The organism is Pseudalkalibacillus sp. R45 (assembly GCF_052246725.1).
Lineage (GTDB): Bacteria > Bacillota > Bacilli > Bacillales > Fictibacillaceae > Pseudalkalibacillus.
The window spans coordinates 269,354-283,193 of sequence record NZ_JBQQCL010000003.1 but is presented as its reverse complement, the minus strand read 5'-3'; the positions used below and the strand labels follow the sequence as shown (position 1 = coordinate 283,193).

The 13,840-nt window shown below is 43.8% G+C and carries 7 protein-coding genes; 6 read left to right on the top strand and 1 reads right to left on the bottom strand.

Annotated elements, in window-relative coordinates:
• Positions 1-60 precede the first annotated feature (60 nt).
• The 3 genes from rlmD (at position 61) to ACTWQL_RS08950 (ending at position 6,216) form a co-directional block, all read left to right on the top strand.
• Positions 61-1,443: a 23S rRNA (uracil(1939)-C(5))-methyltransferase RlmD gene (gene rlmD / locus ACTWQL_RS08960; protein ID WP_443142103.1), complete on the top strand. Its 1,383-nt coding sequence runs from the start codon at positions 61-63 to the stop codon at positions 1,441-1,443.
• A 571-nt stretch (positions 1,444-2,014) separates the two neighbouring features.
• Positions 2,015-2,992 (top strand): tRNA dihydrouridine synthase, encoded by a 978-nt coding sequence (locus ACTWQL_RS08955; RefSeq protein WP_443142102.1) that lies wholly within the window; start codon positions 2,015-2,017, stop codon positions 2,990-2,992.
• Positions 2,993-3,429: 437 nt separating this feature from the next.
• Positions 3,430-6,216: an IPT/TIG domain-containing protein gene (locus ACTWQL_RS08950; RefSeq protein ID WP_443142101.1), complete on the top strand. Its 2,787-nt coding sequence runs from the start codon at positions 3,430-3,432 to the stop codon at positions 6,214-6,216.
• A 470-nt stretch (positions 6,217-6,686) separates the two neighbouring features.
• Here ACTWQL_RS08950 and katG read toward each other — a convergent pair whose 3' ends face one another.
• Positions 6,687-8,927 (bottom strand): catalase/peroxidase HPI, encoded by a 2,241-nt coding sequence (gene katG / locus ACTWQL_RS08945; RefSeq protein WP_443142100.1) that lies wholly within the window; start codon positions 8,925-8,927, stop codon positions 6,687-6,689.
• Between the two features lie 310 nt (positions 8,928-9,237).
• On the opposite strand from katG, the gene ACTWQL_RS08940 reads away from it, so the two are divergent.
• The 3 genes from ACTWQL_RS08940 to ACTWQL_RS08930 all read left to right on the top strand — a co-directional run bounded on the left by ACTWQL_RS08940 (position 9,238) and on the right by ACTWQL_RS08930 (position 13,837).
• Positions 9,238-11,244, top strand: a complete 2,007-nt coding sequence (locus ACTWQL_RS08940) for a DUF4910 domain-containing protein (RefSeq protein WP_443142099.1) — start codon at positions 9,238-9,240, stop codon at positions 11,242-11,244.
• Positions 11,192-12,283, top strand: a complete 1,092-nt coding sequence (locus ACTWQL_RS08935; protein WP_443142098.1) for a D-TA family PLP-dependent enzyme — start codon at positions 11,192-11,194, stop codon at positions 12,281-12,283. Before ACTWQL_RS08940 ends, ACTWQL_RS08935 begins: the two co-directional genes overlap by 53 nt.
• 384 nt (positions 12,284-12,667) lie before the next feature.
• Positions 12,668-13,837: an MFS transporter gene (locus tag ACTWQL_RS08930; protein ID WP_443142097.1), complete on the top strand. Its 1,170-nt coding sequence runs from the start codon at positions 12,668-12,670 to the stop codon at positions 13,835-13,837.
• Positions 13,838-13,840 lie beyond the last annotated feature (3 nt).

Here is a 13,840-nt window from a genome sequence, read left to right as displayed (position 1 = left end):
TCGTCTTTCGGATGTGCTACAATCAGATAAGAATTTTACGAGCGGAAGAAGGAAAATCAGATGGCAAAACAAGCCTTACCAGTTCAAAAAAACGATATCGTCAACGTCACATTCGAAGACCTGTCCCATGATGGCGCGGGGGTCGCGAAAGTCGACGGCTACACGCTTTTCGTCCCAAGAGGCCTTCCTGGTGAAGAAGCGAAGGTCAAAGTCACCAAGACGAAGAAAGGCTTCGGGTTCGGAAAGCTTTTGGAAGTGACGAAAGAAAGCGAACACCGTACCACACCGCCATGCCCGATCTACAAGCAATGTGGCGGCTGTCAGCTACAACACCTTACATATGAAGGACAGCTCGAGTACAAACGCAAACAGGTGCAGGATGTCATGGAACGGATCGGCAAGCTGAAGGATGTCAACGTACTGCCTGTCTTAGGCATGGACGACCCGTGGCGCTATCGGAATAAAGCACAAGTCCCCGTCGGTGAGGAAGAGGGTGGACTGATCACAGGTTTCTATCAAAAAGGAAGCCATCGGATCATCGATATGAAGGAATGTCTGATCCAGCAGGAAGCGAATGACCTTGTCGTCCAGACGGTAAAAGAGATCGCGAACAACTATGGCATCCGGGCTTATGACGAACGCTCTCATAAAGGAACGCTCCGCCACGTCATTGCGAAGTACGGTCAAAACACCGGACAGATCATGGTCGTCCTCGTCACGAAAGGAAAAGAACTGCCGAACAAAAAGAATATCGTAGCTGATATCATCGATCAGATTCCGAATGTCAAATCAATCGTCCAAAACATCAATCCGAAAAAGACGAACGTCATTTTTGGAGACGAAACCCGTGTTCTGTGGGGAGACGAGTACATTTATGACACGATCGGCGACATCCAGTTCGCGATATCAGCCCGTTCCTTCTATCAAGTGAACCCAACACAGACGAAAGTGCTTTATGACAAAGCGCTGGAATACGCTCAGCTTGAAGGAAACGAAACGGTGATCGACGCATATTGCGGTATCGGTACGATCTCGCTGTTCCTCGCACAAAAAGCGAAGAAAGTGTACGGTGTCGAGATTGTTCCAGAAGCGATTGAGGATGCAAAACGGAATGCAGAACTGAATGGAATGACAAATGTAGAATTTGAAGTAGGGGAAGCAGAAACAATCATCCCAGCATGGAATGAACAAGGGATCAAAGCCGAGACACTTGTGGTCGACCCGCCGCGAAAAGGCTGTGATGAAACCCTGCTCAACACGATCCTCGATATGAAACCGAACAAGGTCGTCTATGTATCTTGCAACCCAGCAACACTGGCGAGGGATCTTGCTATTTTAGAGGATGGTGGGTATCAAACGATGCAGATCCAACCTGTTGATATGTTCCCGCATACGACGCATGTGGAGTGCGTAGTACAACTTATTTTAAAAGAAGGCAACTAAGCCTAATTAATGGGGACGTTGCCTTTTTTGTTTTTCGAAAAAGATATACGAAGTTGTAATGGATATGTAGATGAAGGTTACTATGTTTACCATTGAGTGTAAGATTTGAGGTATTAAATCCTTTAGAGATTCTGGTGAATGGGTTTTACTTTCGCACTCTTCAAACTTTTCTCTTAATACTCAACTTTGGACATTTTGGGTTCGGCTGTAAGGCAGTTGCGAAACTTATACTCTCATAACTGTAAGTGCCGTATTCCTTGGAGAATGAAGCCATTTTGTTTACTTTTCTTTCTTTATTTACAAAAAAGTAAATAGGTGAGAAGCAGTCTTGTATTTGAAGTTACTATAATAGGAAAGCAGCTCAGATAGAAAAATTCTATATCCTCTGCTTTTTTTGTTTGTGAAAATACCATACAGAACCAAATAAACATTTCGCTCTGTATCATAATTTTCCATAATTTATTAATGTACAGTGTTTTATAATCAGTTAGTAGTCATGATATAAGTGTAAAGGAATATTTTTTACCGGAATTTTGAAGTTGTATCGATAGTGAGAGGATTTGAGCTTAAAATGATAGATAATTTTTGGCGTGATTTACCGCGTCCATTTTTTGTACTTGCACCAATGGAAGATGTGACAGATGTTGTTTTTCGTCACGTAGTAAGTGAAGCCGGTCGGCCGGATGTATTTTTCACAGAGTTTACAAACTCGGATAGCTATTGTCATCCGGAGGGTATGAAAAGTGTGCGCGGCCGTTTGATGTTTACAGAAGATGAACAGCCAATGGTGGCACATATTTGGGGCGATAATCCCGAATATTTCCGTCAAATGAGTATTGGCATGGCAGAGATGGGATTTAAAGGCATCGATATTAATATGGGCTGTCCTGTACCGAATGTGGCATCGAGAGGGAAAGGGAGTGGCCTTATTCTGCGTCCGGACGTTGCGGCAGAACTTATTCAAGCAGCAAAAGCGGGGGGACTGCCTGTCAGCGTGAAAACACGACTTGGCTTCAAGGAGGTAAATGAATGGGAGGAGTGGCTTACGCATATTTTACAACAGGATATTGCGAACCTTTCTATTCATTTACGTACAAGAGAGGAAATGAGCCAAGTAGATGCGCATTGGGAACTTATTCCGGAAATCAAAAAATTACGTGACCGTATCGCACCAAATACGCTGCTAACAATAAATGGAGACATTCCTGACCGTCAAACCGGGCTGCAGCTTGCTGAACAATATGGTATTGATGGCGTAATGATCGGGCGGGGGATTTTTAAAAATCCTTTTGCTTTTGAAAAAGAGCCAAAAGAGCATAACAGTAAAGAATACCTTGATCTTTTACGACTCCAGCTTGAACTTCAGGATCAATATGCGGATGCAGTGCCGCGTTCAATCACAGGGCTTCATCGCTTTTTCAAAATCTATGTCAAAGGATTCCCTGGAGCTGCTGAATTACGAAATCAATTGATGAACACGAAATCAACAGATGATGTGCGTGCATTGCTTGATAACTTTGAAAAGAAAATTTATGGGACTGGACAGTGAAATGATGTAATTCTATATTTAAGATAAAATAAACAAACATTTACGAAAATGGTCAAAGTTAAAATAAAGAATTACGAAAAAAAGAGGGAGAAAGCGGGGCAAAAACCTGCTGACTCCTTCTTTTTATTAGGTTTGAGGAAAAGTTTGATCGTAAAACGATAAAATAAAGTTTTACGAAAAAATCGAGAAAAAGCGTGAAAAAAGCGAGTGGAAAAATCGAGAAAAACGGGATTTTTGATAAGAATTAATTTTAACTGGGAACGAAAGAATGCGGGTTTGTCGTAAGAGTTTATTTTATCTGTACATAGTAGAGTCACTCAGTCCCTGAATCCTATGAAGTATTTTTTTCACTAAATCTTAAATAGTCGTCATAACTCTAAAATAGTTGGCATAACTTGGAGAAGTGTTGCTTTTATTACTATTAAAGGGGAATGTTAATGCCTGATATTATGGTTAAGAAATTGGATATTAAACCGTTAATTGACAAATTAAACTCAGTTACCGTAGAAACCTATTTGACTAAAAGTAGAATGCAGCATCATAAAACAATTTTGGAGTCGTTCGGCATTAACAGTCTATCAGGACTTGGTAAGTTGACTATTAGTGGCAATGTCATTCCTCAGCCCGGATTAACAAAGCCGGATGCAAATGTTATGGAGAGGGAGACGTTATTTCAATCCGCTTTCAGTGCTACTAAAATTGTACGAGATTCATTGATTCTCGAACCAATTGGAGGTCGCGCTAAAGTACTTAAGGCGATTCCTTATCCTCAACAGATTACGGCACCACCGCTAAAACCTACTATTCCAGATCCAAGACCTATCAAATTTTTTCCTACACCTAACAGTCCGAGGATCCCAAAACAATTCCCATCACCTATAAAGCGGACAAATCAAACGTTTAACTTTATTCCGGCACCTGCACCTCCACCAACACCAACTTATAGAGCACACAGCACTACAACCTTTCCAATTGATGTAGCCTATTGGGTTGCCGAGGAAGTATACCTTGAAGATAACACGTCGGTAATTTTTAAATATCCGCAGAAGTATTTGATTATCTTAGCCGAAAAAATTACAGTCGGAAAAGGCGTGACTTTTACTTGGGAGCGTCCAAACATTCAACCACCTCCAAAACTGGCTAAGCTAAAGCAAGAGCAAGTTCAACCTATTTCTACTAAATTAGGCGGTGAAGATGTCAGGGGGGCAGACGGCCAAGCAGGGATTAAGGGAGAACCCGGATTTGATGGAGCCGATGCACCGGAATTAGAAGTGTGGGTACTGGATTTAATCGGACATCCGAGTTTTGATCTTCGAGGGCAAGATGGAACTCAGGGTGGTGACGGACAGGATGGGCAGGATGGCGGTCAAGGAGGGAAGGGAAGAGCTGGTATAGTAGAGGGCGTTTGGTGTAAGAGTGGCTCAGGTGCGGGTGGAAATGGCGGAAACGGTGGTACGGGCGGAAACGGCGGTGATGGCGGCGGAGGAGGTCATGGGGGTAAACTTTCGTTGTATGCTCCGCAATCCGTAATAATGAACTACTTGCAAGGGTTTTACATTACGGTAGATGGCGGCAAAGGCGGACATGGTGGGAACTCTGGAGGTCCGGGGGCGGGCGGACATGGTGGACCTGTAGGAGACACAGTAAAGGCGGCTCTCCAAACATGTGGACCGAATAATGGTAGAAGTGACGGTAAACCAGGAAAGCAAGGGTTATCAGGAAGCCCGGGTAATCCCGGAATCGACGGAGAGAGATATGCGGAACCGGTTAGCATGCAAGTAATCGAGGCTGATGAATTTCGGCGGAAGTTACTTGAACCTGCTATTTTCAACGTATCACCTGAATTTGCGGACTTTGACGAAATGGTATCGATCGATGGAAAACGTTTTACGAAAAACGATGTTGTCCTCGTCGAAGGCATTCCGGCGAAAACAACTGTATACAGCGATACGAAAATGCAGTTTACAGTTCCATCAGTTCAAGGTGGAAGACGTGCAGTGCAGGTGAAGCAAGAAGATAATTCTCTTTCAAACAAAGGGACGTTGTATGTAAAACCCACTCTGGTTGCAGCTTCAAAATCTCGGGTCGAACCGGGTACGAAAGTGCAACTCATAGGCACAGGCTTCGCTGAACGAATTATGGTTAAAGTAAACGATCAGAATATGCCCGACGTAAAGTATATAAGTCCAACACAGGTGGAGTTCACGCTTATTCGACCGGTAACGATTCAGGAGAACTCTACAGGAGAAATAATCCGGGTAAAAGTGATGTTGTCGGACGGTACCCCGTCAAACGAGATCGAACTCGTCTTAGAAACGTTCCAAATGCTCGTCCTTGGTGATTCGATTCAATGGGGTCAAGGGTTATTGGAGCACGAGAAGTTCCATTCGCTCGTAGCTTCCGCTGTTCAGGCGAGTAAAGGGGGCATCGGTTTCTATAAAGAAGTACTGGCACACTCAGGGGCAATCATAGGAGCAAATAATATAGAGTCCCATCTGGGTCTACCAGGAGAAGTACCTTCAAGCTTTCCAACAATACTGCAGCAAGTCGATTTGTTCACCGGTTCACCCGAATTTGTGGATCTTATCCTCTTGGATGGAGGATTTAATGATATCGGCATCAGTAATGTGTTAAATCCGTCGGGACCGGATTTAATGCAGCCGGCAAAAGTTATTTTCTTTGACGATATGAAGAAGTTGCTAGAAAAAGTGACGAGTAAATTCAAAAATGCAAAAATAATTGTAACAGGCTATTATCAGCCACTTTCTGAACAAAGTAACACGGCTGCGATTCTTGCGATATTAACTGCACTTGGGGTTAGTATTGGCGGTGTACCTGTAGCGATAGGTACTACCGTACTCGGAACTGTAGAAATTAACCAGATTATTAGTCGTTGCAAACAAATAATGGAACTGTCAAGAATGCACCTTAAAAATGCAGTCGATACAGTAAATGCAACACCGAATGGAAAGAATCGTATATTTTTTGCCGATCCAAACTTTGGTCCGTCCCACGCGGCTTTGACGAGTGATCCTTTCATTTATGGAATCAACCCAAATTTATCGCCAGAGGATGTGAATGTCGCACCTTTACGCTATGTCGATTGTGTTGCTTCTAAACCAGGTGGGACCTTTGATTTTGAATTGTGTCGCATCGCTTCGGTCGGCCACCCGAATCCGAAAGGCGCACAAGCTTACGCATCCGCTATAAAACCACTGCTATGATCTTGAGATTGTTAGAATAACATAGAAAAACGAAGGACTTGATTCCCGTACGTTGTTGGGGTCAGGTCCTTTTTTCCAAATTAATAGCTTAGTATTTCCTGATTCAATAAATTTATCACCTGATTTTACAATAGACGGTACTACAACGTCTGATTTACATAATCCGTAGAATTAATTCCAAAAACACTGTATGGTTTTTATCAGAGTACGACAAGAATGATAAAAGAGAGAAATATAAAAGCATCATTGAAGAATGTGGTTTTCAAGGGAGTTTCAAAACGGTTAGTATTTAACAGAGCTATTATTCTACAGCTTTTTTTACCGTCTCCAAACTGTCCGGTTATTGTCTAACTTTTTGCCTTAAGTGAAATTAACAGCTGCGTTAAACATGTGCAAATAAAAGAAGCACCTTACCTCATGCCTCTAATTCAGGCATCCAGGTAAGGTGTTTTTTCATCTTTTATTTAACGTTACGCATACATCTCCGATGATTTCTTAGCTTTCAGATCAAACCGATCTGCATTCATCACTTTCACCCATGCTGCTACGAAGTCGTGTACGAATTTTTCTTTGTTGTCGTTTTGTGCGTAGACTTCTGCGAGGGCACGGAGTTCTGAGTTTGATCCGAATACGAGGTCGACGCGTGTTGCTGTGCGTACGACCTTTCCTGTTTTGCGGTCGTGTCCTTCGTAATGGTTGTATCCTGCTGGCTTCCACTCGATATTCATGTCAAGCAGGTTCACGAAGAAGTCGTTTGTGAGTGTGCCGACACGGTCTGTGAATACACCGTGCTCTGTACCTTTGTAGTTTGTACCAAGCACACGCATACCGCCGATCAACACCGTCATTTCCGGTGCAGTAAGACCTAGCAGCTGAGCTTTATCGACTAATAGTTCCTCAGGGCTCAACGTGTATTCCTTTTTCTCATAGTTTCGGAAACCATCTGCCATCGGCTCTAATACATCAAAGCTTTCTGCATCTGTCTGCTCTTCAGTTGCATCACCGCGTCCAGGAGCAAATGGAACGGTCACGTCAAGACCTGCATCTTTTGCCGCTTTTTCGATGGCTGCACTCCCCCCAAGAACGATCAAATCAGCAAGACTTACTTTTTTATCAAGCTGGCTTTGGATCTCTTCATAGACTGAAAGTGCTTTTGTAAGATGTTCAGGCTCGTTCACTTCCCAATCCTTCTGTGGGGCAAGCCGGACGCGTGCACCATTTGCACCACCGCGCATGTCCGTTCCGCGATACGTGCTTGCAGAAGCCCATGCCGTTTTCACTAGCTCACTGACAGATAGGCCAGAAGCCAGGATTTTCGCTTTCAAGTCTGCGACTTCAGCATCGGTCAATTCATAATCAACAGTTGGAATCGGGTCCTGCCAGATTAGATCTTCATTTGGTACTTCAGGGCCAAGGTATCTTGATTTTGGACCCATGTCACGATGGAGCAGCTTGAACCAAGCACGTGCGAAAACATCTGCGAATTCATCCGGGTTCTGATGGAAACGACGTGAGATCTTCTCATAATCAGGGAACATACGCAACGCCATATCGGCTGTCGTCATGAACGTTGGAACTTTTACAGCTGGATCTTCTGCATCTGGTGCGAGATCTTCTTCTTTCGGGTTCACAGGTTTCCACTGATTTGCCCCTGCAGGACTCTTCGTCAATTCCCATTCATAGCCGAACAAAAGGTCATAATAACCGTTATCCCATTGTGTCGGATTCGCTGTCCATGCACCTTCGACACCACTCGTGATCGTGTCACGACCTATACCGCTTCCGTGGGTGCTCTTCCAGCCTAAGCCCTGGTCTTCGATATCAGCGGCTTCTGTTGCTGCGCCAACATGCGCTTCAGCATCACCTGCGCCGTGTGCTTTACCGAATGTGTGGCCACCGGCTATGAGCGCAACGGTCTCCTCATCATTCATTCCCATGCGGGCAAACGTTTCACGGATGTCGCGTCCACTTGCAACTGGATCCGGATTTCCGTTTGGACCTTCAGGGTTGACATAGATGAGACCCATCTGAACAGCAGCAAGCGGATTTTCCAGCTCGCGGTCGCCTGAGTAACGGTTGTCACCGAGCCATTCTGTCTCATTCCCCCAGTAGACATCTTCTTCCGGATGCCAGACATCTTCACGTCCGCCGCCGAAACCGAACGTCTTCAAGCCCATCGATTCAAGCGCGACATTACCGGATAGGACAAGCAAGTCTGCCCATGAAATCTTGTTCCCGTATTTTTGTTTGATCGGCCAAAGCAAGCGGCGCGCTTTATCAAGGTTCGCATTATCCGGCCAGCTGTTCAGCGGTGCAAAACGTTGTTGACCCGTGCTCCCGCCTCCGCGTCCGTCACCAGTACGGTATGTACCGGCTGCGTGCCAAGACATGCGGATAAAGAGTGGTCCGTAGTGTCCATAGTCTGCAGGCCACCAGTCCTGGCTGTCTGTCATCAGGTCATGAAGGTCCTGCTTCAGAGCATCGTAATCCAACTTTTGGAACTCTTCTGCATAATCAAAGTCTTCACCCAATGGATTCGTCTTCGTGTCATGCTGACGAAGAATGTTCAGGTTCAGCTGGTTCGGCCACCAGTCCTTATTGGTTGTCCCGACTTTTGTCGTCGTGACGGCACTTTCTTCCTTCAATTTTTCACCCGTAAAAGGGCACTGGCCAGCACCAGCTTTGCTGTCATGCATTTCGTTCTTGTCCATTAAGCATGCTCCTTTCTTTTATGTGTGAATCAAAAATTATAATCGCTCTTACATTATAATTATAATAAGAAATGGTAGAATATGAAAGTAAGATGAAAGAATTTTCAAAAAATTAATATAACAGCAACAATGGTAGAATCGGATTTACATAGGTTGAGAGGGTAAGGCTCCTTTTCCTAAATACTTTTTCTTGGACTAAAGGTCTGTCTGTTTGCTCTTAACTTCAGCTTGTGACAGGGATCGGCAATTCAAGAAGGGTTTGACCCTGGAAAACTCGAATAAGAAAAGATAAATGATTTGGAGGGATTGGATGTTCGAAGATATAAAGAAGATCATTGAAGAAGAAATTTCAGGAAAACAGGCGTTTCGATATGCAGATCGGATTGGGCAATATCACCGCATTCAAGCCTCTCCAGGGTATAGGGAAGCGGCCGGTGAAGTAATGAGATTATTACAACGTGAGGGCGTGGATGCTGAACGGATATCGTATCCAGCCAGATTTGGGGAACGGTTTTTATCACATTTTTCATTTAAAGAATGGAAGTGTGAAAGTGCAGAGCTCTGGATCGAAACGCCGCAACGGAAAAGGATTGCCAGATTCGAGGAGGAAGAGATCTCAGTTGTGCAAAGGAGCATTTCAACACCAGGAGAGGGATTAGAGGCTGAACTGGTTGTTATTGAAAATGCAGAAGAAGAGAGCAGTTATGACGGTCTGGATCTAGAAGGGAAAATTGCACTTGTAAGAGGAAACCAGTTTATCATTCATGCCTTAGCGGTTGAAAAATATAAATGTGCGGGATTGATATTTGATAATCTTGCCGAATTCAATCCGATCCGAACACGTTGGGATTTACCAGATACACGACAATACACCTCCTATTGGTGGCACCGTGAAAAGGAAGTGAAGTCCTTCGGATTTGTCGTATCACCAAGAATCGGTGAAGAACTTGGGAATCTAGCAAAAAAGCAAACTGTCCGATTGAAGGCAAAAGTGGAAGCTGAACTGGAAGACGGTCAATTTGAAAACATTGAATATTTCATTCCTGGGAAAAAAGAGCAGGAGATTTTACTTGTCAGCCACTTGTGTCATCCGTATCCAGGTGGACAAGATAACGCCTCGGGACCTGGTACATTGATGGAAGTGATGCGGACATTAACACGGTTGATCAAGGAAGGTAAATTGTCAAAACCAGAGCTTGGAATCAGATTCTTGATGATGCCAGAAATGACCGGAACGGCTGCCTATTTTCATCTGAACGAAGGGCGGATTCCGAATACAATCGCAGCGTTGAACCTGGATATGGTGGGGGCGGATCAAACGAAGGGAGGCGGTCCATTATGTGTTGAACAACCGCCAATGGCTGTGCCGACTTTTCTGGATAGGTTCGCCTACAATTTAGTAGAAGATACGTCAAATAACACTACTAATTTTACCGGCACTACGGATTATAGTACAGTGCACTATGTCAGTACCCGTTTTTCAGGCGGAAGTGATCATTATATAATTTCGGACCCCACAATCGGGATTCCGTGCCCAATGCTTATTCAATGGCCAGATAAGCATTACCATACGACATCGGACTCTACTAAAAATCTAGATGAAAACATGATGAAACTGATCGGTACGGTGACCGCCCTATATGGTTACGGTTTAGCAAATGGAGACGAGAGTGAGTGGATTTCGTATACCCTGCACCATATGGGTAAGATCGGTTCACATATGAATGATGCAAAAGAGTCACTGACGAAATCCAACCTATCCAAAAAGCAATTTCATGAAGCATTCTCGTTTTATGTTCAATATGAAGAGGAGACCTTATCTCAGCTCGACCAATATGCGAAGCTTCGTAACTTCAACGACCTGCAAGAGCAAATTGAACAGCTGAAAAATCTGATTGCAAAGCAAGCCGATATACTTTATGCAATAGGAGAGCGGCAATTTTCAGAGAAATCAGAGAAGAAGAAAGAATACGAATGGATCGACGCAATATATGAAAGGAATCATAAAGGTCCAGTCCGGCTGGTGGATGAAATCAGTGTCCTTTCTCTAGAGGAAAGATACCATTGGTTGAAAGAAGTGGAACCAGATATTCCGCTTGGCTATGCTGACTTTATTTTATATTGGATGGATGGGAAGCGAACAGTCCAGGAAGTGCTTGATTTAACGTATTATGAAACAGGTCAGTTCTTACCGGATTATGTAAAAGACCTTTTGGAACTCTATTTGAAACTCGATGTCATAAGTAAAGGTGGAGATGCCTACAATGACGATGGTAACAAGTCTAGACACGCCGACATTGCTGCTGGATTACGATAGACTTATAAAAAATATAAACGAAATCGCAAACTTTTCAGAGGAACATAACCTTTCTTATCGCCCGCATATAAAGACACATAAATCCATTGAAATCGCGAAGCTGCAGCTTCAAGCGGGAGCTGTCGGCATAACGACCGCTACAATTGTTGAAGCTGAAGCAATGGCTGCTGGTGGAATGGATGACATATTGATCGCCTATCCCATTTCCAGTCCGAACCAGATTGGTAGAATGATAAAGCTTTTACAACAAGGTGTTAAACTTAAAGTAGCATTAGATAGCACAGAGCAGTTAGCCTATTTACAAAAGGAACTTGATCATACACCATTCTCTCTAGAAGTATGGATCAAAGTGAATTCTGGGCTAAACCGATGTGGGGTTGAACCAGGAAAGGACGCTTTGGTATTAGCGAAGGAAGTTTTGTCGCACTCCAAGATCAGGTTGGGCGGTATTTTAACCCATGCCGGACATTCCTATGCTGCCTCAACCTATTCGGAAATTGAACAAATTGGAGTTCATGAAGGAAAGGCAGTCGTGGAAAGTGCCGAGAAATGTGAAAAAGACGGGATTCCAATACCAGTAAGAAGTGTCGGTTCCACCCCGACCTATAAAATTGCAGGAAAGGTACCTGGGATCACCGAAATCAGGCCCGGAAACGCTGTGTTTTTCGATGCAATTCAAGTAGGATTAGGTGTTGCAGATATTGAAAACTGTGCATTGACGGTATTGGCTTCTGTAATAGGTGTTTATCAAGATCGGATTGTATTTGATACAGGAAGCAAAACGCTTTGTTTGGATAAAGGCGCACACGGAAATGATACCGTGAAAGGATTCGGTCACATGATCGGCCATCCAGAAATTACGCTGGAACGGTTATCAGAAGAACATGGAATCGGGACATCCACACAACAGAGTTCCTTAAAATTGAATGATAAGGTTAGAATTATTCCGAACCATGCTTGTACAGTAGCAAATCAGTTTGAAGAATATATTTTACATCAAAATGGGAAGGTATTGGAAGCTTGGCAGGTTGATGGATAATTGGCCTGATAGGTATCCAAGAAAAGGATATCTTATTCAGGGCAAACAAGTACCAAAGTTCCCCTAGCTCAATATATGACTAATAAACACGACTCTCATTATGAAAGCCGTGTTTATTTTTTACATTTAAAGAAAGTATAAATACTTTCTTCAATATAAGGGCAATTAAGCCTTAGCGCAGGCTGTTTTTTTTGAGGTTACAACTCTAAAATATGTACAACGAAATTCAAAATTAATTGGATTAAGTAAATGACAATAGTATAATTATAACTTGACAATTAGTCAGGTAATGGTTGTCTTGATATATGAATCGTAGCATTTTATAAACAATAAGTACAACCAAGCCATAAAGATAAATTTTATTCAATATGAGGGGAATACATAATGGAGTCAAAAAAGGCATTACCAATACTTTTTCTTGTCATGTTCATGGTCATGGTCGGGTTCGGCATCATTATTCCGGTCTTGCCATTTCTCGCTGAAGAGGTGGGGGGAAGTCCGTTTGAACTTGGTCTATTGATGGCGGTTTATTCGATTATGCAATTACTCTTCGCTCCGATGTGGGGACGTATTTCAGATCGAATCGGCCGGAAGCCGGTCATGATGCTGGGGATAGCAGGATTAGCGATTTCATTTTTCATCATGGCGATGGCAGATTCGCTATGGGTTTTATTTGCCGCCCGGATTATTGGCGGTTTCCTATCTTCTGCAAATATGCCTACCACCATGGCTTATGCAGCGGATATCACAACGCCAGAGAACCGTGGAAAAGGAATGGGGATCATCGGAGCTGCAACCGGGCTCGGTTTCATTTTCGGACCGGCAATCGGCGGGGTATTTTCAAAAACCAGCCTTTCAATGCCCTTTTATGTGGCAGGAATTTCATCGGTCATCACATTGATTTTGGTGCTCCTATTAGTGAAAGAATCACTCCCTGCAGAGAAAAGAAACGAGTTTTCGAGGAAAAAGGAATCGGTCTGGAAGGCATTCGAAGGACCTCTTTCCATTCTGTTCATTTTACAATTGATCGTCACCCTTTCACTGGCTGGGCTTGAAGCGACGTTCGCCTATTTCGCAGCTGATAAGGCAGGAATCACCACGGTTCAACTTGGCTATATCTTCATGATCATGGGGCTGGGCAGTGCCATTGTGCAAGGAGGATTGGTCGGCCCGATGACAAAGCGGTTCGGTGAAGGGGCGGTCATTCGGGTAGGCATTACTGTCTCGGCGATTGGATTCGTTCTTATCCTGTTTTCACGTGATTTCTGGACAACGACCCTCTTCCTGACGATTTTCGGATTGGGGAATGGCGTGATCCGACCTGCGATTTCCGCCCTTCTTACCAAACGATCGGACACAGGATATGGCGGTGTCACAGGCTTACTCTCATCCTTTGATTCATTCGGCCGGATTGCAGGACCTCCTCTAGGTGGGTGGTTATTTTCGATTACAATCGGTCTTCCATTCATTGCAGGAGCCATCTTATCCATATTTGCGTTGCTCCTCTTCCAGGTTTATCGATTGCAATCGGGAAAAGTAAAAGAAACGGCATAAAGG

Bases quoted from the DNA above. Each gene is read 5' to 3' on its own strand.
- katG (WP_443142100.1), bottom strand. From the start codon at position 8,927: ATGGACAAGAACGAAATGCATGACAGCAAAGCTGGTGCTGGCCAGTGC.
- ACTWQL_RS08955 (WP_443142102.1), top strand. From the start codon at position 2,015: ATGATAGATAATTTTTGGCGTGATTTACCGCGTCCATTTTTTGTACTT.
- ACTWQL_RS08950 (WP_443142101.1), top strand. From the start codon at position 3,430: ATGCCTGATATTATGGTTAAGAAATTGGATATTAAACCGTTAATTGAC.
- ACTWQL_RS08930 (WP_443142097.1), top strand. From the start codon at position 12,668: ATGGAGTCAAAAAAGGCATTACCAATACTTTTTCTTGTCATGTTCATG.
- ACTWQL_RS08940 (WP_443142099.1), top strand. From the start codon at position 9,238: ATGTTCGAAGATATAAAGAAGATCATTGAAGAAGAAATTTCAGGAAAA.
- ACTWQL_RS08935 (WP_443142098.1), top strand. From the start codon at position 11,192: ATGACGATGGTAACAAGTCTAGACACGCCGACATTGCTGCTGGATTAC.
- rlmD (WP_443142103.1), top strand. From the start codon at position 61: ATGGCAAAACAAGCCTTACCAGTTCAAAAAAACGATATCGTCAACGTC.